The organism is Fictibacillus sp. S7 (assembly GCF_004127935.1).
GTDB lineage: Bacteria > Bacillota > Bacilli > Bacillales > Fictibacillaceae > Fictibacillus_C > Fictibacillus_C enclensis.
Genome location: NZ_QJKL01000001.1, coordinates 549,711 through 569,879, shown reverse-complemented (window position 1 = coordinate 569,879; position 20,169 = coordinate 549,711). Strand labels below are relative to the sequence as shown.

26 protein-coding genes are annotated in these 20,169 nt (G+C 44.3%); 2 read left to right on the top strand and 24 right to left on the bottom strand.

Going from position 1 to position 20,169, the window contains the following annotated elements; translation table 11 throughout:
• Window positions 1-43: 43 nt before the first annotated feature.
• The 16 genes from hepT to DMO16_RS02890 all read right to left on the bottom strand — a co-directional run bounded on the left by hepT (window position 44) and on the right by DMO16_RS02890 (window position 12,827).
• On the bottom strand, window positions 44-1,009 hold the full coding sequence (gene hepT, locus DMO16_RS02965) for a heptaprenyl diphosphate synthase component II (RefSeq protein ID WP_061970661.1): 966 nt from the start codon (window positions 1,007-1,009) through the stop codon (window positions 44-46).
• A gap of 9 nt (window positions 1,010-1,018) precedes the next feature.
• Window positions 1,019-1,867 carry a menaquinone biosynthesis protein gene (locus DMO16_RS02960; RefSeq protein WP_061970663.1) on the bottom strand — a complete coding sequence of 283 codons (849 nt, stop codon included), beginning with the start codon at window positions 1,865-1,867 and terminating at the stop codon, window positions 1,019-1,021.
• A gap of 65 nt (window positions 1,868-1,932) precedes the next feature.
• Window positions 1,933-2,796, bottom strand: a complete 864-nt coding sequence (locus DMO16_RS02955; RefSeq protein ID WP_074440489.1) for a UbiA-like polyprenyltransferase — start codon at window positions 2,794-2,796, stop codon at window positions 1,933-1,935.
• Between the two features lie 16 nt (window positions 2,797-2,812).
• The gene (locus DMO16_RS02950; RefSeq protein WP_061970666.1) at window positions 2,813-3,520 is read right to left on the bottom strand and encodes a demethylmenaquinone methyltransferase; all 708 of its coding nucleotides are present in this window, start codon (window positions 3,518-3,520) and stop codon (window positions 2,813-2,815) included.
• 2 nt (window positions 3,521-3,522) lie between these two features.
• The gene (locus DMO16_RS02945; protein ID WP_061970672.1) at window positions 3,523-4,230 is read right to left on the bottom strand and encodes a heptaprenyl diphosphate synthase component 1; all 708 of its coding nucleotides are present in this window, start codon (window positions 4,228-4,230) and stop codon (window positions 3,523-3,525) included.
• Window positions 4,231-4,347: 117 nt separating this feature from the next.
• On the bottom strand, window positions 4,348-4,569 hold the full coding sequence (gene mtrB, locus DMO16_RS02940) for a trp RNA-binding attenuation protein MtrB (RefSeq protein ID WP_061970674.1): 222 nt from the start codon (window positions 4,567-4,569) through the stop codon (window positions 4,348-4,350).
• Window positions 4,570-4,593: 24 nt separating this feature from the next.
• On the bottom strand, window positions 4,594-5,160 hold the full coding sequence (gene folE, locus DMO16_RS02935; RefSeq protein ID WP_061970677.1) for a GTP cyclohydrolase I FolE: 567 nt from the start codon (window positions 5,158-5,160) through the stop codon (window positions 4,594-4,596).
• 188 nt (window positions 5,161-5,348) lie between these two features.
• The gene (locus DMO16_RS02930) at window positions 5,349-5,621 is read right to left on the bottom strand and encodes an HU family DNA-binding protein (protein ID WP_061970679.1); all 273 of its coding nucleotides are present in this window, start codon (window positions 5,619-5,621) and stop codon (window positions 5,349-5,351) included.
• A gap of 263 nt (window positions 5,622-5,884) precedes the next feature.
• Complete coding sequence (spoIVA, locus tag DMO16_RS02925) at window positions 5,885-7,363, bottom strand: stage IV sporulation protein A (protein ID WP_061970681.1); 1,479 nt, start codon at window positions 7,361-7,363, stop codon at window positions 5,885-5,887.
• 295 nt (window positions 7,364-7,658) lie between these two features.
• Window positions 7,659-8,375 carry a hypothetical protein gene (locus tag DMO16_RS02920; protein WP_129475241.1) on the bottom strand — a complete coding sequence of 239 codons (717 nt, stop codon included), beginning with the start codon at window positions 8,373-8,375 and terminating at the stop codon, window positions 7,659-7,661.
• 14 nt (window positions 8,376-8,389) lie between these two features.
• Entirely contained in the window at window positions 8,390-8,590 is a 201-nt protein-coding gene (locus tag DMO16_RS02915) for a DUF2768 domain-containing protein (RefSeq protein ID WP_129475239.1), read from the bottom strand.
• A gap of 174 nt (window positions 8,591-8,764) precedes the next feature.
• Window positions 8,765-9,025 (bottom strand): stage VI sporulation protein F, encoded by a 261-nt coding sequence (locus DMO16_RS02910; RefSeq protein ID WP_061970689.1) that lies wholly within the window; start codon window positions 9,023-9,025, stop codon window positions 8,765-8,767.
• 87 nt (window positions 9,026-9,112) lie between these two features.
• Window positions 9,113-10,153, bottom strand: coding sequence for an NAD(P)H-dependent glycerol-3-phosphate dehydrogenase (locus DMO16_RS02905; RefSeq protein WP_129475237.1), 1,041 nt, complete (start codon window positions 10,151-10,153; stop codon window positions 9,113-9,115).
• Between the two features lie 18 nt (window positions 10,154-10,171).
• Window positions 10,172-10,759: a glycerol-3-phosphate 1-O-acyltransferase PlsY gene (gene plsY / locus DMO16_RS02900; protein ID WP_129475235.1), complete on the bottom strand. Its 588-nt coding sequence runs from the start codon at window positions 10,757-10,759 to the stop codon at window positions 10,172-10,174.
• Between the two features lie 15 nt (window positions 10,760-10,774).
• Entirely contained in the window at window positions 10,775-12,088 is a 1,314-nt protein-coding gene (gene der, locus DMO16_RS02895; RefSeq protein WP_129475233.1) for a ribosome biogenesis GTPase Der, read from the bottom strand.
• 127 nt (window positions 12,089-12,215) lie between these two features.
• Entirely contained in the window at window positions 12,216-12,827 is a 612-nt protein-coding gene (locus DMO16_RS02890; RefSeq protein ID WP_061970699.1) for a YphA family membrane protein, read from the bottom strand.
• A gap of 92 nt (window positions 12,828-12,919) precedes the next feature.
• Between DMO16_RS02890 and DMO16_RS02885 the strand changes: the two genes are divergently transcribed.
• Entirely contained in the window at window positions 12,920-13,060 is a 141-nt protein-coding gene (locus tag DMO16_RS02885; RefSeq protein ID WP_074440490.1) for a YpzI family protein, read from the top strand.
• Between the two features lie 77 nt (window positions 13,061-13,137).
• Here the strand turns inward: DMO16_RS02885 and rpsA are convergent, their stop codons facing one another.
• From rpsA to prsW, 7 genes are all read right to left on the bottom strand, one after another.
• Window positions 13,138-14,283, bottom strand: coding sequence for a 30S ribosomal protein S1 (gene rpsA / locus DMO16_RS02880; RefSeq protein ID WP_129475230.1), 1,146 nt, complete (start codon window positions 14,281-14,283; stop codon window positions 13,138-13,140).
• A 75-nt stretch (window positions 14,284-14,358) separates the two neighbouring features.
• Entirely contained in the window at window positions 14,359-14,940 is a 582-nt protein-coding gene (locus tag DMO16_RS02875; RefSeq protein WP_061970705.1) for a lysophospholipid acyltransferase family protein, read from the bottom strand.
• 3 nt (window positions 14,941-14,943) lie between these two features.
• Complete coding sequence (gene cmk, locus DMO16_RS02870) at window positions 14,944-15,618, bottom strand: (d)CMP kinase (protein WP_061970707.1); 675 nt, start codon at window positions 15,616-15,618, stop codon at window positions 14,944-14,946.
• 131 nt (window positions 15,619-15,749) lie between these two features.
• Complete coding sequence (locus DMO16_RS02865; RefSeq protein ID WP_061970709.1) at window positions 15,750-15,929, bottom strand: DUF5359 family protein; 180 nt, start codon at window positions 15,927-15,929, stop codon at window positions 15,750-15,752.
• Between the two features lie 129 nt (window positions 15,930-16,058).
• Window positions 16,059-17,408, bottom strand: coding sequence for a germination protein YpeB (gene ypeB, locus DMO16_RS02860; RefSeq protein WP_061970711.1), 1,350 nt, complete (start codon window positions 17,406-17,408; stop codon window positions 16,059-16,061).
• Window positions 17,409-17,422: 14 nt separating this feature from the next.
• A complete protein-coding gene (gene sleB / locus DMO16_RS02855; protein ID WP_061970713.1) occupies window positions 17,423-18,316 on the bottom strand; it encodes a spore cortex-lytic enzyme in 894 nt (297 codons plus the stop codon).
• Window positions 18,317-18,436: 120 nt separating this feature from the next.
• Window positions 18,437-19,117 (bottom strand): glutamic-type intramembrane protease PrsW, encoded by a 681-nt coding sequence (prsW, locus tag DMO16_RS02850; protein WP_061970715.1) that lies wholly within the window; start codon window positions 19,115-19,117, stop codon window positions 18,437-18,439.
• On the opposite strand from prsW, the gene DMO16_RS24115 reads away from it, so the two are divergent.
• Window positions 19,104-19,271, top strand: coding sequence for a hypothetical protein (locus DMO16_RS24115; RefSeq protein ID WP_156412562.1), 168 nt, complete (start codon window positions 19,104-19,106; stop codon window positions 19,269-19,271). The two genes, prsW and DMO16_RS24115, sit on opposite strands and share 14 nt — an antisense overlap.
• Here the strand turns inward: DMO16_RS24115 and DMO16_RS02845 are convergent.
• A partial coding sequence (locus DMO16_RS02845; protein ID WP_164989009.1) for an asparaginase occupies window positions 19,268-20,169 on the bottom strand: 902 nt, incomplete at its 5' end. The two genes, DMO16_RS24115 and DMO16_RS02845, sit on opposite strands and share 4 nt — an antisense overlap.

The following is a 20,169-nucleotide window of genomic DNA, read 5'->3' as shown; positions in this document are numbered from 1 at the left end:
CCCCTAGAAAATAGTAACAAAGATTAAGGTATTTAGCAACGTGTTAAAATTTCCGGCGGCCAATATATTTAGCAATCTTGATCATGCTGTTTTTCGCCTGTCCCGCAGGCAGACCTTCCGCTGCAGCAAGCGCATCTGCCAAATAAGACTGTGCCGTTTTGGAGGCACGCTGGATGGATCCGCTTGTCTTTATTGTATCAATAATGGATGAAAGCTCGCTTTCATCCATCGTTTTGTAAAAACGGCCGATTTTCTCTTTAAGTCCGGGAAGCTGTTGCATGGCATAAAAAACAGGAAGGGTAATATTGCCCTGCCTCAAATCGCCGCCTGCGGGTTTACCCAGCTCCTTCTCGGTGCCCGTAAAGTCCAGGATGTCATCGGTAATCTGATACGCCATTCCAACCGAATATCCAAAGCGGTACAGTCGCTGCTGAAGCTCGATTGAAGCATTCGAAGCAATAGCGCCAAGCTGGCAGCTGATGGCAATAAGCAGTGCGGTTTTTCTTTTGATCCTGCGCAAATACTGCCGGACATTCTGATTAAGATCATATTGTTCCCTGATTTGCTGGATTTCGCCAAGCGACATTTCCTTCATGGCATAAGACAAAATCTGATGTGCGGCAATTTGATGAATATCCGACATCAGTTCAATCGCCTTGGCAAACAGGAAGTCGCCCGTATACATGGCTACTTTGTTGTCGTAAGCCGCCTTTACCGTTTTTGCTCCACGCCGCAATTCAGCGTCATCAATCACATCATCGTGAACGAGCGAAGCCATATGGATGGTTTCAAGAGCAGCTGCCACCTTTTTGACAGGTTCAATATCATAATTTCCAAAATGTCCGGAAAGCACTACAAAAACGGGGCGGATTCGTTTTCCGCCCGCTTTCAGCAACTGGTTTCCTGCGTTCTGCATAATAGGGTGCTGAGAGGAAATGGTCTGTTCCAGTTCTTTTTCAATCTGTTGTAAATCCTTTTTAACATGCGTATACAGTTCTGTCAGTTTCATTTTCTTCACCTAAATACCCTGTAAGGAATAATTGAAAAATGTAAATTCAGGAAGAGATTGAATGAAGGAATGCTTATAGGCCAGTTCAAAATAAAGCTTCAGCCCCTTAATATGGTTTTCACTCAAATCATAATTAATGCCCTGGAAGTAATGGGACCAAAACGCGGATTCGCCGCCATGCTCATGAAGGACATCTTCAATCATCTCCTGGTAGCCATCCGCCTTTGTACGGCCTTTACTTTCCGTCATTTGAATCAAGAGTTTCTCCAAGAGTGGAGCTTCTCTTTTGATCGCATCGTTTCTTACTGCCATGACGGCATACGTCATTGGAAGGTTGGTGTTCTCATACCATAGTTCTCCAAGGTCATAGACGTAAATATCTTTTTCCTGCCTCCAGCCACCTTTAATCGCATCCTCTCCGATCAAGAGGCAAGCATCATAGCTGGAGAGCATCTCGTCATAATTCGGAGTCATTGTTTCATAGTAAGGATTCACGCCTATAAATTCTTTTAGGATCACCTTCAATAAAGCGACTGAAGTTGCCGAGCTTGAGGTCAGGGCTATACTTCGTCCGTCCAACTCTTCAATTTTTATTTTGGAGAATAAAAGAATGGAACCTACCTTTCCGTACGTAGAAACAGACAGGTTGGGAAAAAGACTGTACTGGTGACTGTTCTCGCCGTAGGCAAATGATGATATTCCGCCCAGATCAATTTCTCCCCTTGCCATTCTGCGGTTTAATTCGGCCGGAACCTGCGGGATAAACTGGGCTCCGGTCTTTTCAATTTCCTTTTTATTTAAATAAAAAAACAAAGGAAGAATGTTAGTATATTTAATTTCGCCAATATTCAGCGCCATTACTCTCCCCACCTTCTGAATGATTCATGATGCTTCCCGGGTTGTTACCCCTACAGCAAAAACTTTTATAAAAGCAAATCTCCCAAAGAGAAAATAAACATAACCACACTCAAAATTCCGTTCATTGTAAAAAACGCAAGGTTCAGCTTTGACAGGTCATCGGCGGAAACCATGGAGTGTTCATATACCATAATCGCGCCAGACAAAAATACACCTGCGAAATAAACCCAGCCAAAGGAGGATACCGCCCCTAAAACAAGAAAAGCTGTAAAGCTGATCAAATGAAAAATGCGAGCGATAACAAGGGCCTTGGGAATGCCGAAATAAGAAGGGATGGAATATAATCCGTGCTTCCTGTCATAGTCCGCATCCTGAGTGGCATAGATCACATCGAACCCGGCAGTCCAAAACACGACACCGGCATAGAGCAAAAACGCTTCAGCTGACAATGTTCCGGTTGCTCCCACCCATCCGCCAAGAGGAGCGAGGGCGATGGTCCCGCCCAAAATGACATGGCATAAATAGGTAAACCGCTTTGTATATGAATAGAATACCAGAAAGAAAACAGCAAGCGGCAACAGCCAGACAGACAGGATGTTCAGCTGGTAGGCACTGACAAAAAGCAGTACAAAAGAACCGGCAATAAACAAAGCTGCCTCTTTCATGCTGATCAGCTTTGCCGGGATGGCCCTCATGGCGGTTCTCGGATTTTTCTGGTCGATTCTCGCATCAATGACTCGATTCAGCGTCATTGCTGCACTTCTCGCGCCTACCATCGCAAGGGTAATCCAAACCCACTCCATCAGGGAGGGAAACGTTCCTTCCTCCACCACATTTCCCAGTATTGCTCCAAGGAAAGCAAACGGAAGAGCAAACAAGGTATGTTCGAATTTTATCATTTCAAGAATGATAGCTAATTTCTTAAACACAAGGCAATCTCTCTTTCTATGTTTGTTTAATTCCCATGTGCATAGCTGCCGTTCCGAACGTATATGGCTTAACCATGACACGGGTCAACCCGGCTTCTTCAAACAGGGACTTCAGTTCGTTTCTGTTTAAAAACTCCCCTGCCGATTCCTGAAGCCATGAGTATTCGTTGTAGCTTTTTGCAAGAAGCTTGCCAAGAACGGGCATGATCACTGAAAAATAGAAACGAAACAGAGGCCTGACCACCGGGGTGGTAGGCTGAGAGGTTTCTAGACAGACGACCTTGCCTCCAGGTTTGGCGACGCGGCTCATTTCTTTAACTACCTGCAGATAATCGGGGACGTTTCTCAGTCCAAACCCGATCGTTACATAGTCAAAGGTATTATCTTCAAATGGCAGCTCCATAGCGTTGCCATGGATCAGCTCCACATTTTCCATGTTAAGCGATTCTACTTTTTTCTTACCGACTTCAAGCATGTTCTGGCTAAAGTCCAGGCCTTTAACATGCCCTTTCTTGCCAACAGCTTCTGCCAGCGCTATGCTCCAGTCACCCGTTCCGCAGCAAACATCAAGCGCCATGCTTCCTTCTTTAACGGCCATCTGTTTCATCGTGTCTTTCCGCCAGCTTTTATGCCGCTGGAAGCTGATCACATTGTTCATGAAATCATATTGATTCGATATTTTTTCAAATACCGAGTGGACTCTCTGTTCCTTTAATTGTTCCATGGCTACCCTTCCTCCGGCAATAAATAGTGAGGCCCGTCAAGCAGTCCCCTCATTCTCTTTTCCATGACTGGTTTTAGCGATAACGGCTGCTTTTGTGTTTTCAATTTATGCCGGGCAAGCAGCACATCATTTTTAATTTGGAGATGATAATCTGAAAAAAGAGAGTCAGGGCAATGGGAGGTGGCAGAAATAAACAAAAATTCTGAGATAAAAGGTATGTATTGTTCTTTCTTCAGATGACGGGCGACACGGTTTAAAATCCCTGCCTCCATTCCTTTTATACTGTTGGTTACCTCTTCTGGCTTTATATGTTTGCTGTAAAAAAGCCTCATCTTGTTTTCATTGACATCCTGAATCCCCAAAGAGAGTGCACGAATTAACGCCACATCCTCACAGACGGAAAGCATAAAGTAGTAAAGGCTGCTGTAATAGTCTCCTGCCAGTACGGTCAGCTGCCTCTCCTTGACATGACCATCCCTGATCTTCAAGATCGTTTCATGCGTGTCCAATGCACATTGAACAAGCATAACCGCAGCATATAACTCTTGCAGCTCCTCTCCCTCGTATCCGCTCTCGGCCAGCAGCGAACAGGTGATCAGACATTTATCCTTGTTTAACTGGGGAACATTAACATATTCCTTTAAAAACGAATGTTCCATTTTCTGTAAAACGTATTCATTTAACTTATTCACTTCATGGATGATCCTCATGTCACTGCCCCCGCATCCTGCAACTAAAGCTTACTCTATCTATTATGTATCATATCATATTGAGCATTCAACTATTGATTACTGCATAAAGAAAACTTGGCTCGTGCCAAGCTTTTTTTATACTTCCGTGTCGACTTCACCATGCCGTGTATAAATAACGGCTTTGCCCCGCACTTTCACAGCAGACGTATGTTCTGTAAATTGTGCGAGCATAACTTCGCCCTTGTCCAGCTTCTCTGAATGGTGGAAACGGGTCTCTGTCCCTCTTGTCAAACCGATGACGTTGACTCCGTTTTCTTTTGCCTTGATGACGAAAAACTCATTCTCATTTACCTTCATTCCGTACACTCCGTTCCTAAAATTTTAGCTCCGAATAAAAGTAAGAACTTCTGCCCGGGCGGCTGCATCATCTACAAAAACTCCTCTTACGGCAGAAGTTACGGTTTTCGAGCCGGGTTTCTTTACTCCACGCATGGTCATGCACATATGTTCCGCTTCAACAACAACAATCACGCCGTGCGGGTTCAGTGTTTCAACTAGAGAATCAGCGACAGTTGACGTGATTCTTTCCTGCAGCTGCGGCCGGCGAGTAACGGCTTCAACTGCACGCGCCAGTTTGGAGAGGCCTGTCACCTTTCCTCCTTTAGGGATGTAGCCGATATGGGCTTTTCCGAAAAAAGGAACCAGATGGTGTTCACACATGGAATAGAAAGGAATATCCTTAACGAGAACCAATTCTTCATGGTCTTCTCCGAAAATAGTGGCAAAGTGCTCTTTCGGATCCTGATTCAGCCCCTGAAAAACTTCCTGGTACATTTTAGCCACTCGTTTTGGTGTATCGACAAGGCCCTCACGCGATGGATCTTCGCCAATGGCCTCAAGAATCATGGTAACCGCCTGTTCTATTTTCGCCTGATCAAATTCCTTCACTGCATTATCCTCCAATTTCGTTCGTGCAACGTTCCAAGTAGTTTTACTTAACGATTGCTGTACGTTTTTCTAAACCGATTCTAGCATATGAATCAGGCAAAGGCAAAGGTAGGGGGCTAAAGTCGCATGTTTTACATAAAAAATAAAAGAACCGCACAATGCGGTTCTTGCTTGCCCTATGTATAAGCTTATTTTAGAGCATCCTTAAGGGCTTTTCCTGGTTTGAAAGCAGGTACCTTGCTTGCTGCGATTTCGATTTCTTGACCAGTTTGCGGGTTGCGGCCTTTACGAGCTGCACGCTCACGAACTTCGAAGTTACCAAAACCGATAAGTTGTACCTTATCACCTTCTTTTAGCGTATCAGCAATTGCCTCAAAAACTGCATCAACAGCTTTAGTGGCATCCTTTTTAGAAAGTTGAGTTTGTTCAGCTACTGTGTTTACAAGATCAGTCTTGTTCATTCCATTCACCTCCTCTCAAAGAACGCTGTATCTATGCTCTGAATATTCGGTTGTACTACTATCATAAAGCTCTCGCTCCTGTTTTATACAGGATTTACTAAATACTTTGATGACAAGCCTTATATTAAACGATAAGCCATAAGAATACAATGTTTTTATGCGAAAAATAGCGAAAAACCCCTATTCCCTTGGCCAAAAGGCCTATTTTTTGGAATAACCTCCTTTCTTTCCATGCAAAAAAGACTCCAAATAGGAGTCTTTTGCTATAAAATAATGGCTATTAATCCTCCGGAGCCCTCGTTTATGATACGTTCCAATGTTTCCTTCAGTTTGTACCTTGCATTTTCCGGCATGAGCGAGATTTTGCCCTGGATGCCTTCGCGTACAATTGAATTGAGTGAACGTCCAAAAATATCGGAGTTCCAAATCGAAAGCGGATCTTCTTCAAAATCCTGCATCAAGTACCTGACCAGCTCTTCGCTCTGTTTTTCCGTGCCGATAATCGGGGCAAATTCCGATTCAACATCCACTTTGATCATATGAATCGACGGGGCCACCGCTTTCAGGCGGACTCCGAAGCGCGAGCCCTGGCGGATGATTTCAGGCTCATCGAGGCTCATATCAGATAGTGCAGGTGCCGCAATTCCATAGCCGGTTTGCTTCACCATTCTGAGAGCATCCGCCACTTGATCATACTCCTGCTTCGCGTAGGCAAATTCCTGCATCAATTGTAACAGGTGGTCTTTTCCCCTGATTTCCACTCCCACAACTTCTTTTAGGATCTGGTCATACAAATCATCGGGAGCAAACAGATCGATTTCGGCAATTCCCTGCCCCATTTCAATCCCCGCAAGACGCGCATCATCAATAAACTCAAAATCGCTGAAACTGCCGACAACCCGGTCTACATCTCTTAATCTCCGGATGTCTTTCACGGTTTCTCTCACAGCTTCCTCATAGCTCTCTCTCAGCCAATGTTCCTCCCGCAGGACCATCACCCAGCTTGGCAGGTTCACATTGACTTCAAGAACCGGGAATTCGTAAAGAACTTCTCGAAGCACATTGTTGATATCATGCTCTGTCATGCTTTCCACACTCATCGCAAGTACGGGAATATCATATTTCTCATTTAATTCCTTGCGCAGCTGTTCGGTATCCGGGTGGTGCGGGTGAACGGAATTGACCACCAGAATAAACGGTTTCCCTACCTCTTTCAGCTCTTCAATGACACGCTCTTCGGATTCAATATAATCGTATCTTGGTATTTCGCCAATCGAACCATCTGTCGTCACAACCACACCCAGCGTGGAGTGCTCCTGAATGACTTTTCTTGTGCCGATTTCGGCTGCCTCATGAAAAGGAATGGGTTCATCATACCACGGAGTGTGTATCATGCGTGGACCATTTTCATCTTCATAGCCTTTTGCACTCGGTACAGCGTATCCGACACTGTCCACAAGACGGACATTCACATCAAGGCCCTCTGCCACATGAATACTCACTGCATTGTTTGGAACGAATTTCGGTTCAGTCGTCATGATGGTCTTGCCTGCTGCGCTCTGCGGAAGCTCATCCTGTGCCCGCTGGCGCTCGCCGTCGTTTTGAATGTTCGGAAGCACCACCAGTTCCATGAACCGCTTGATAAACGTTGATTTCCCTGTACGAACAGCACCGACTACTCCGAGATAAATGTCTCCTCCTGTCCGTTCAGCGATATCTTTGAAAATATCGATTTTTTCCAATTCAATTCCCTCCCGATCCAAATAAGTTCCGGATGCTATTCTTGGACATTACATCTATATGATGTTGTCCCAAAAATATGATAAGGAATGAAAGTTTTTTCATACAAAAAAGAGCGTGGACCTGAGTTCGTTGTATAGACCGGGAGAGAAGCACAATTGCTTGTGACCTTCCGTGTGCAAACTGTCCAGGTGTTCACCATGTCCGTTTTTTATATAAATAACTCTCCTCCTTTTCTATGAATGTATTAAAAAAGGGGAGAGTTCATGACTATTATTTGTGCCGCACCCTATAAACTTACCGTTTACCGATCAGGAACTCGGGTTCTCCATTCTTCACGCCATAGGGAACTGAACGCACAGGAACAAAATAGGAATTTTTCGTCAGCAGAGGGCGAATGTCTTTTCCTTCTTTATTATCTTTTGATTTTTTTAGCGCTTCGTATAAATCAATCGAATAATCCACGTGTACTTTCGAGTCATTGTCCACAAAAAACGGAAGATTTTTCCCGCTGTAAGGGCTTACGGCATAGGGTGCTTCCTTATACCCCATCTTTTTGTAATCGAGGGTATACCTGCCACTGGCCAAAATTTTGTCATAGGGAGGGTATTTGTGCGTGCGGGTATATTCCTTGAGACGAAGCTCAAGATCCTGGGCTTTGTTTACGATCACAAGATCGATCAGCTTTACCTTCGGCTTCGTTTCCGCGTCTATGAGAACATACTGAAAGGTTCCTCCTTTTTCAAACGAATTGCCTGGAGGCTGCTGCATATATTTGGGTACCAGTCGTCCAAAATCAATGGGATATTTTTCATAAATATCAGTGGATGCATCCTTATTCTTAATCGGCAAAACGGAGGTATCTTTTTTGTAGTCATTCACCGCTCCCTGCACCATTTGAATCTGGTCATTATAGGGGACCCGGTTCTCAGCTTTCTGTTGATCAGGATACAAGCAACCTGTCAGGCTGAAAAGCATACAGATGCTTGCGATAATTAAACATATTTTTTTCATTCCAGCTGCTTTCCTTATCCTTTCACCGGACCGCTAAAGACGACGAGTACAATTAGTATGCCTGCCGTGAACATGCAAAGATATGCGATAGCTGCCAGTATGTATTTAAAAAAGCCTTTTAATTTCGCCCTGCTGATCATAATCGAAAAAACGGCAATAAACATTAGACCGATGGATGACAGAGCGACCCACATTTTCATTAATCCTGCGTCCATATGTATCCTCCTTTTTACAGCGTAAATTATAGCATAAAATATAAGAATTGCGTAAGCGCTCTTATTTAATTCAAGAGGCATAATCTGCAAAAAAAAGGCAGGCTGGTGCGCGTTGCACCGCCTGCTTAGATGACTAAGTATTCCGACCTGCAGAGAGATTGACTGTGCGTTCCCCTACTTGTTGTCGAACATTTTGGACAATGTACTAAAATCAAGGGGTACATTGTTATTAATTACAGCACTGACAATCTGGTCTTCTTTTTGTTTGGAAACAGGAACACCGGCCAAGGAGGCTACCTGGGAGATCAGTCTTCTTAACGTTCGTTCATCCCGTAAATTTTCATTACTGACCGTTTGGGCCAGTTTGAAAATATCTTCCTTTTTTACGTTCGTTTTCTTTTCAACTTTATCAAAAAATTGATGATTACGATCCATTTTTCGTCCTCCTCCACAACCTATTCACCACTATCCTATGCATAGGTCTAATAATCGTGATAGAAATCAGGGAGAAGGACGGTGCGTTTATTCTGCGAGCCCGTCTGAAATGAGGGAAGAAACGTCTTCCACCTCATGAGTACGGCTTCTTTTCATGAGTTCATCGACCGCTTCTTTTGGATCTTTACCATCAAACAGGACATCATGAAGCACGCTCGTTATGGGCATTTCAACCATTACCTGTTTGGCGAGCTGGTAGGCTGCTTTTGTTGTTCTTACGCCTTCTACTACCATGCCCATTTTTTTCAGGACATCATCAAGCGCCTCGCCTTTGCCAAGCATATTGCCAGCCCGCCAGTTTCGGCTGTGAACACTCGTACAGGTTACGATCAAATCGCCTATGCCGGTCAGGCCCGAAAATGTTAATGGATTTGCTCCCATTTTCGTTCCCAGTCTTGCGATTTCAGCAAGACCCCGTGTAATCAGGGCCGCTTTTGCATTATCGCCATAGCCCAGACCGTCTGACATGCCTGCTCCTAATGCAATGATGTTCTTCAAGGCGCCCCCAAGTTCAACACCGACAATATCAGGGTTGGTGTAGACACGGAAGTTCTGGTTAATAAATAAATCCTGTACAAACTCTGCCTCTTCAATAGCAGAAGATGAAACAGTCACTGTCGTCGGCTGCCTGAGTGAAACTTCTTCAGCATGACTCGGTCCTGAAAGAACAACAATGGACCGCCGTTTTTCGGCGGGAACCTCTTCTTCAATGATTTCTGATACCCGTTTATAGGTTTCAGGCTCAATCCCTTTGCTGGCATGAACCAGGGTCACAGGCTCATCAAGTACAGGAACAAGATCACGCAGCACTTCCCGCATCGCTTTTGTAGGAGCGACAAGCAGCAGAGTTCGTACTCCTTCCACCGCTTCCTTTAAATGGTTGTAGCCAACAATTCCTGCTGGAAGAACGACACCAGGTAAATATTTTTCATTTGTATGTATGGTATTAATTTCGTTGATTTGCTCTTGCCTTCTCCCCCATAATCGGACATCATGTCCATTATCGGCAAGTACAAGGGCCAAGGCTGTTCCCCAGCTTCCTGCTCCGATTACAGCAACTTTTTCCATTCCTATTCCACTCCTTACCTATTGTCCTAATTTTCGTTCATTACCATTTAACAGTCTGGAAATATTGGTACGGTGCCTCCAAATGGAAAGCAAGCCAATCAACATGGCAATGAGTGCTGCCTCAACTGGCACTGATCGAAAAACAAACATTAAAACCGGTGTTAAAATCATGAAAACAATCGACCCCAAAGAAACATAACGTGTTAACGCAATAATAAGAATCACCAGGATACCGGCAATCAGGGAAGGAAAAAACGAGGCCACAACAAACACACCAATCGTGGTTGCGACGCCCTTCCCCCCTTTAAATCCATAATACACCGGCCAATTGTGTCCGATGATGGCCATACCGCCTGCGATAATGGCCGTGGTCAGAGGAAAATGAAGAGACAAGGCTACCCAGACTGGAACGATGCCTTTTAGCACGTCAAGCAAAAGTACAAAAATGGCAGGGCCGACCCCGATTACCCGCAGTGTGTTGGTGGCACCGGCATTTCCGCTGCCAAGCTTTCGTATATCTCCCTTATTCAACTCTTTGGTAATGATGTAACTGAAACTGATGGAACCTAAAAGGTAGGCTCCAATGAATAATAAAAGAATGTCCATAAAAGGCACCAGCACCTAATCATTTTTCTTGCGGGCAATAATTCTGATCGGTGTGCCAATGAAACCAAATGTTTCTCTTACCCGGTTTTCAAGGAAGCGTCTGTACGAAAAATGAAGAAGTTCAGGGTCATTAACAAAGAGAGCGATGGTCGGCGGTTTGGTTGCCACCTGTGTTGCATAATTTATTTTCAATCGTTTTCCGTTATCTGTCGGTGTTGGATTCATGGCAACCGCATCCATAATCACGTCGTTTAATACGTTGGTTTGAATACGCAGAGCATGGTTCTCCGCCACCTGGTTGATCAACGGATAAAGGGCATGAAGACGTTGCTTGGTTTTAGCCGAAACAAAAAGAATCGGCGCATAGCTTAAATAAAGGAAGTGATCCCTGATCTTTTGCTCAAATTCACGGAGTGTCTTATCATCCTTTTCAATCGCATCCCATTTGTTCACAATAATAAGGACCGCTTTTCCTGCCTCATGGGCAAAGCCTGCCACCTTCTTGTCCTGTTCAATGATGCCTTCTTCGGCATTCAGCACCACACAAACGACATCCGCACGGTCAATCGCCTTTAAAGCGCGCAGTACGCTGTATTTTTCTGTGTACTCATACACTTTCCCTCTTTTACGCATGCCTGCTGTATCGATAATCGTATACTTTTGGCCTTCACGCGTAAATTCAGAGTCAATAGCATCTCTAGTTGTTCCTGCAATATCACTGACAATCACTCTCTCCTTGCCGAGGATGGAGTTCACAAGCGAGGATTTTCCGACATTCGGTCGGCCGATCAAGCAGAAACGGATGGTTTCTTCATCTTCCTCGCCCTCCGGCTGCTGCGGAAAGTGGCTGAATACCGCATCAAGCATATCTCCAAGACCGATCCCATGAGAACCGGACAATGGATAAGGCTCACCCATACCCAGTGAATAAAAATCATAGATAAGTTCCTTGCGCTCCGGATTGTCAATCTTGTTCACACCGAGGACAACCGGTTTTTTTGACCGATAAAGAAGCTTGGCCACTTCTTCATCCGCAGCGGTTACTCCTTCTTTTCCATCCACCAAAAACAAGATCACATCCGCTTCGTCAATGGCGATTTCGGCCTGCTGCCTCATCAGGTGCAACAGTGGCTCATCCCCGATTTCTATTCCGCCTGTATCAATAATATTAAATTCACGGTTCAGCCATTCAGCCGAACTGTAGATTCTGTCTCTCGTTACACCCGGCATATCTTCCACAATGGATACCCGGTCTCCTACAATTCGATTAAAGATCGTGGACTTTCCCACGTTTGGTCTTCCGACGATGGCCAATACTGGCTTTTGCATGTCGACACATCCTTTTACTTAATAGTTCCCAAAAAAGAAAACCCTTCCGTCATGAAGGGCCTAGAGTTAGCTCATTTATTTTAGCAGATAAAAGTCCAACCCACAACCACCAGGCGACGAGACACGCTTACCGGGAAGCCCGCTTCAGCACTCTCCCTTTTCCTTTTACTGTTTCTGCATAAACGTAAGCTGAAAATTGATGAAGTCCTTCCCATGCAAAGCAGAGTGCAATTGACAATGTCAAAACATCAAAAAATGTCAGGCTGCCCAGCTCAATATCAAACGTCAGTTTTTTTATAATGAAATGATACACCATTTCACCGACAGCCATCCCGGCTCCCAGCATAAACGGCCTCAGACTTGTTTCCCGCAATAAAAACAGAGATAAAAGGAACAGTACCCCTGCAAGCAGCCATTTCACTTCCAGAACTATCCATACCGGATCATACATGGCGAAAAGAATCATGGCGTTATAGGCAAGAGCAATCAAACAGGAACAAAAGACAAATGACAGCATTCGTTTAAAATCCAGCCTGAATGCAAAAAGAAAACCGCACACCAGCAAAAATACAAACGAAAAATGGAGTAATAAATTCCCCGCTCTCAGTGTAAACCCCTGCAAGATCACGATCATTAAAAGCATTATGGAATAAATCGTCCTTCGCCGGCTGGCTTTCATCAAAAATGAGCAGTAGGCCCAGCCAATCCATGTAATCCAATAAAAGAAAATACCATCCATGTTGCTCTCCTCCTCATCCTCCATTATGGCTAAATCGAATAAAACCTAATCACACAGTCATAATAAAAGAAAAGCGAAAGGAGGAAATCCAGATGGGAAAAGACCGCCAGGAGAAAAAGCTGAGAGAATCACACCGTGTAGAATCCGATCGTGACCAGTCCTTAAAATATTCAGGTGCAACATCACTCGAAGGACCAGAAGAAGCCAGAAAAAGAAACCACCAGAAGGATTAATTTTCCCTTCAAAAAAAGAACTCCGTGGAGTTCTTTCTACAAGATAGGTGTGGAAAGAATGACGGAGTTCTTTTTAATTAGTCTTTTTTAAGCCCTTTGAGCTGATCGCCAATCATGTCTGCAAGAGAAAATCCTTTTTCTTCTTTAGGAAAATTATTTCGGATATCCTTCTGCTCAGTATCTTCCTGGGCTGCACGAATGCTGAGTGAAATTCTTTTCTCTTTCGTGTCTACATCTAGGATTTTTACGGTAACCGTTTCACCTTCTGACAATACCTCACCAGGACTTCCGATATGGCGGTTGCTGATCTCGGAAATATGGACAAGACCTTCAACACCAGGAGCTACTTCCACAAATGCACCGAAGGAAACAAGACGTTTAACGGTGCCTTGAATAACTTTTCCGGGGGATAAGCTGGAAACATTGCTTTCCCACGGTCCGGGCTGTGTTTCTTTGATAGACAAGGAAACCCTCTCATTGTCGCGGTCAACCGAAAGCACTTTTACCTTTACTGTATCTCCCTCCGATACCACTTCGGATGGGTTTTCAACCCGTTTGTGCGAAAGTTGGGAAATATGGACAAGACCGTCAAGACCGCCAAGATCCACAAACGCACCGAAATCAGTAAGACGCTGAACGGTTCCGTCAAGCACTTGTCCTGCTTCAAGGTTATTGAGCAGTTCTTGTTTCTTTTGGGATTCCAGTTCTTCTTCAACCGCACGGTGTGAAAGGATCACACGGTTCTTTTCCTGATCCAGCTCAACAATCTTTACTTCAAGTGTGCGGTTTTTGTAATCGGTGAAATCTTCAACAAATCGTTTTTCAACCATGGAGGCCGGAATAAAGCCTCGAACACCAAGGTCAACCACAAGGCCGCCTTTGACCACTTCATGAACGGTAACCTCAAATGTCTCATTTTGCTCGAACTTTTTGTTGAGTTCTTCCCATGAGTTCACAGTATCCACCGCTTTTTTTGAAACGGTCAGCTGATCTTCTGTCAGGGACGTGACTTTCACTGTAACCTTGTCCCCCTCTTTCAGGAAATCTGAAGCTTTTTCCACAAAAACATTGGAAATTTCATTGACGGGAAGAACCGCATCCTGTTTGTGGCTCACATCAAGAATGGCCAGTTTATCTTCAACCTTTAAAACGGTACCTTCTACGATATCCCCCACTTCAAGGACCTTTGTTTCTTCTAGACTTGTGTTTAATTCGTCAGCCATATGTCACTGCCTCCTCAATTTCGTATAAGTATATATTTTCAACCTTCAATTTGAAGGATGTATACAGTATGCCTTTTACGATGATTCCTTTAGAAGCTTTTCTATATTTAACATTATAAGGTTTGTTGCGTCCCTAGCGGAAGCTTTTTGCTCCCTCATTTCAGAAAAATCAATCGGTTTACCAAAAATTATGGTAACTGTTTTGCCGCGCTTATACTCTCCTTTAATGGCACATGGAACGACTGCAGCTTCCGATTTTAAAGCAAAAAAACCGGCACCGGCAAGCCCCTGTCCGAGTTCTCCTGTCTTGCTTCTTGTGCCTTCAGGAAAAAGGCCGAGGACCTTGCCTTCTTTTAGCAGATTCAGGCCGTTTCTCAACGCTTGCTTATCGCTCATTCCCCGTTTGACCGGAAATGCATTGATCGTGGGGAGAAGCGTTTTTAGGATGGGCATGTCAAAAAGCTCTGCCTTGGCCATGAAATGAACATCTCTTGAAGCGGCTACTCCGACGAGCGGAGGATCAAAATTATTAATATGGTTGCTGCAGAGCAGAATCCCGCCGGTTTGGGGAATATTTTCTACCCCTCTAACCTTGATGCGGTACATGCTTTTTAAAAATGCGCCGCAGACCATCTTCCCAAATCTGTAAAGGTTCACTTATTATTCAGCCCTTTCACTCACCAAATGAAGAATTTCATTAACAACATCTTGAATGGACATTGATGTGGTGTCAAGCTCTATTGCGTCATCTGCTTTTTTCAAAGGAGCAAATTCCCGCTCAGAGTCACGCTTATCGCGCAGGCTGATTTCTTCTTTTAGTTGTTCCAAGCTGGTTTCGTACCCTTTATTCCGATTCTCTTCATATCTTCGCTTGGCACGCTCTTCCACGGATGCCACCAGGAATACCTTCAGTTCTGCATCCGGCATAACGTGTGTGCCAATGTCACGGCCATCCATCACGACCCCGCCCTGGGCTGCCAATTTTTGCTGCCGGCGGACCATCTCCTCACGCACTTCCTGGGGAGTGGCAACAAAAGAAACATTATTCGTGACCTCTGCGCTTCGAATTTCCTCCGAAACATTTCTACCGTCAAGAATGACAGCCTGTCCGGCATCGGTGATCTCAAGCTCGATCTCCGTCTCTTTTAGAAGAGACTGCAAAACGCTGCCATCATGTAAATTACTGCTGGTTTTCAGTGCTTTATAAGTAAGTGCACGATACATTGCTCCTGTATCTATGTAAATGTAGGAAAGCTGATCCGCGACCAATTTGGCGACTGTGCTTTTACCCGCTCCGGCCGGTCCGTCAATGGCGATTTTTAATTTCTTGTTCATGTTTCCTCCTGCTTATCAAACAACATATTTTGGTACCATACGAACAAAAGCAGGTAATCACCCTGCTTTTTGTAAGCTTAAAAGCATCACTATTCATAGGTAACTTTCCGCCATTAACTATACCATAAAGCTTATTGGTGGTCTATGGTCTCGGTTGTCCTTGGCTGGTTTCCTTTGATGACCCCTTCATAATAAATACTCTTATTGACATTCCTCTTCCAGCTGTCATGTGTCAGCACCCATTGCGACAATAGAAGAAAAACCAGATGAATCAGAGCAAGCTTTACGAGCAGATTTTCTACTTTTCTCATGGCCATTCCCCTCCATATTTGGGACTAATATAACCAATCCCCGGTCTCTCTATACACTTTAAACCCATGGAAAAAAGGAAAAGCCAATGATTTTTCCCTTCGAAAAAATCTCTGACTTTTCCTTTCCTTTTACATGGAAGCGTAATCCGGCTGCCCTTCTCGCAATTTCTTCACTTGCTCTTCATCACCATTTTGCGCGCTGATATAAATGATGTACGTTTCATCACCGATCACACCGAGGAATTCATAACAGTACACTTCCTGTTTAACGTCATTCTGAATGATGGCCATGTGCTTTTCCATCACTTTAAATTTCGGGTTCAGCTTCGTTCTTGCCTGCTGCTCCGTAATTTTTGCAGCCGGAATCTTCCTGTCATAATGGGAAGTGAGGAAATCTGTGCCCTGGTACCCCATGATATCACCATTGTCGAGTGCGACTTTGATGGAGACCGTGTCAGGATAAATTCTCACTCCGTCTTTTGTGCTGACAAAGGTAAATACAGCAATATTGTCATACTGGTTTGCCGAAACCACTTCCATTTTGCTCTTCATGTGCATGTTAAGAAACGAAATGGCTTCTTTTTGTGCTTTGTTCACACTGATTTTTTGAGCTCCCACTTTACGATCCTGAAGAACCCACAGCGGGTATCCGCCTTTTTTGGTCACATCCATATATGTGGTAGCTTTTGTATCCGGGTTATACATCGTAATGGAATACGCCCGGTATTGAGAACCTTTACCCGTTTCCTTTACAGTAATCTTCACATTCTTCTTTAATTGGAAGAACTTAATCGCTTCTTTTTTCGCTTCTTCCTTTGTGATGTTTCGGCCTTCGAGCTTGTTCACATTTCGCTTTTTCGCATTATGCATGCTCGCCACTTCCGGCCCAAAGTCGGTTTCACCAAATCCTTGCGCAGATTTGTCAACCGTTTTGAAGCCGTCAATGATCGTATTGTCGTGTGGCTGGTCTTTTTTGGACAATGCCATTTCCACATCCGTCCAGCGTATATCCTTTTTGCTCGCGACTGCTTCGGTTTTACGCAACTCATCCTGAATATTGGAGGAGTTTGCATAAAGTTCTTTCAATTTATTGTATTCCTTATTACTGAGCGGCTTTTTTTCCAAATCCCGCAATGAAACACGGTAACTGAAATCTCCCATTTTCGTTAGAAAATCTTCCGTTTTATTAAACGGTAGCAATCCAAGGGGCAGCTGTCCCACATTATTGTGAGCTTCAGACGTTAAGCGCCATACCTGGGCCAATGTTGGGGAGATCTGGCGCTTGGAGTTCATGGCGAGCGTCTCCCCAATTTTGTCGTGCAGCGCATCCATATTAAAGTTCAAATCATGGAACGCGCGCTGATAATTATTTTCCGACTGAATTCGTATCGCGTTCTTTTCCTGCTGCTGTTTATATCCCCAATACCCTGTACCTGCAACGGCTACTACTAAAAGAGCAATCAATGCATTTCGTATCAAGGAAATCACCTCCGTTATTTGGTATAGATGTGCTTACCAATTTTTTTAATTTGAGGCCGTGTCCAAATCCAGCCTGATGTGGCCGTATCCGGGTTAAAGTAATAAAGTGCTTCACCGGTTGGATCCCAGCCATTCAAGGCATCCATGACGGCTTTCTTTGCCTTTTCATTCGGAGTTAAATAAATTTGGCCATCCGCCACTGCTGTAAAGGCTCCCGGTTCAAAAATAACGCCTGAAACAGTATTCGGAAATTCGGAGCTTTCCACCCGGTTGATGATGACCGCTGCTACAGCGACTTGACCGATATACGGTTCTCCACGTGATTCGCCATAAACGGCATTTGCCATTAAATTGATATCATTCTGTGAATAACCGTCCGGAATATTTGCTCCCTGCTTTGGTGTGCGAACCTTTACTGCTGCTTTTGCACCAGGCTTTGCAGCATTTCCCTTGGCTCCCTGTTTCGCGGGTGTTCCTTTTGCACCGGCACCGGTTTTGCCTGTTGATTTTTTGACTTGTGTTTCTTTCGGTACTCCACCATAGGTGGTGAATTTGTTGCCTTTACGGATTTGCTTATGCACCCATCCATAATCAAATTTTGTTTGATCCGCCAGTTTCTTTTTTGTTGTAAAACCGGCGAGACCGTCCACTTTCAGCCTATTTTCATACTGAAAATTGCGGAGGGCCCAATACGTTCTCCAGCTAAAGACACCGTCTATCGGACCATTATAGAAACCGATATACTGCAGTCTGGATTGAAGCTCGATCACATCATCACCCGTTGCTCCTTTTTGAATGACTTGAGGGGTAAAAGCATGAGTGGTTTCCGGAGTAAATCCGGTCAAAAAACAAAATATCGCAATTAAAAACAACAGCGTTCGCTTTATGTAACGCATTGATTTCTTCATGGAAAGTGCCTCCTGTGAAATATTCTCAGCTTTGTATGATGGTGTTAGCTTTTGTAAATCTCAGCATTTTATACAAAAAGAAACGCATAGAAAAAACCCGAAGAATGCCTCTTCGGGTTTTTACGAACCAATATTTTTTTGCCTTGCCAGCCAGGCGGTTTTGTGTGCATTGGCGAGTTTTACCTTTTTTAACCCCAGCCACCATAGGAACAGCATGAATGGAAGCATGGCAATTAAAAAATCCTGTTCAAACGCCAATAAAATCCAATTATATACTCCGTGCAAAGCAAACGGAATGATTACAGAAAACACGAGAAGCCATTTTTTCTTGGAGCCGGATGAAAACTTGGCTTTTCCAAAGTAGTATCCGCTGATAACGCCAAACAGCGCATGGCTGGATACAGGCATCAATGCTCTTCCCAATGCTTCATTCACACCATGAACATACAAATAGAATATGTTTTCCATGGATGCAAATCCAAGGGATAAAGATACTGCATACACAATACCGTCATATGGCTCATTAAATTCGGCATGCATATAGGCACAATAAAAAACCAAAAACCATTTTAGAAACTCTTCAAGCAGCGCCGACAAAAGGATTCCATCCGTCAGCGGTGACACCATAAGTTCTTCTTTAAATCCAAATTGAATGACCATTACGGGAAAAACAAGCAAAGCCCCGAAAATATATAAACGGATCACCATTGATACAGGCTCTGTCTCGTATTTATCTTTCAGATAAAAAAAAGCAAGCAGGGCAATAGCAGGTGCGAGCCCTGCCGAAATGATTCCAAACATAGCAGCCCTCTTTTCAGCTGTTTTCATTCATCGTACCATGGAAAAAGAAGAATGGGAACAACAAGACCCGTTTTATAAACAAATTGTCAATTTTACAAAAGAAAAGCTTCAGCACCTTGCCCAGGTCCGACAAGCACTGGTGTCCATTGATTAGAAAAGGCTATTGATGCGGTCTTGCTCCTGTGCGGCAAGCAGAACGGCAAGCCGGATTCTTGCTTTTTTGCTGTCATAATCCTTGCCGAGGATTACACCGTTCTCAACCAGGTCATATGTGCTTCCCAGGTAGTCATACGTCGGATACACTTGACCTTCTTCTGAACTGGTGGTGATTACGACGTGAATGCCTGATTTCACTGCATCCACGATCGCTTCCATCATCAGCGGGGCCACCTGGCCGCGACCGGCTCCTTCAAGGACAAGTCCCTTTACCCCGCTATCCATTGCCGCTTTGATAAATTTCCCGTCAGCACCAATATAGCATTTGATAATATCCACTTGAGGTACTTCCTTGTGGAGGGGGTATACTTCCCGGCCGATCGGTTTTTGATAGGGAACCACTTTATCATTATCAATAATCCCCAGATAGCCAAATCCAAATGAATTAAAGCCCTGAAGATTGGACGCATGCACCTTTTTTACATACCTGGCACTAAAAATCCGTTCATTGAACACCACTACGGTGCCAGAACCCTTTAAGTCCGGATCACAGGCAGTGTAAATCGCATGGCGCATATTTGTGTAGGAGTCGCTTCCGGTTTCTCCCGGTGATCGTTGAGAACCGGTAACGACCACTGTACGCTCATCTGCTACCGTCAAATCAAGGAAATATGCGGTTTCTTCGATGCTGTCGGTGCCATGGGTGATTACCACACCGTCATATTGATCCTCACGGTACAGATTTTCAATTGCTTCTTTCAACACCTTCAAATGATCAAAAGTCATGTGCATGCTTGGAACCTGAAACAGCGAAAATATTTTCACTTCAATGTCGCTGGGAAGTTCAATCATGTCAGCAAGCTCTTCTCCTGTAAGAGCGCCCGAAGACAAAAGTC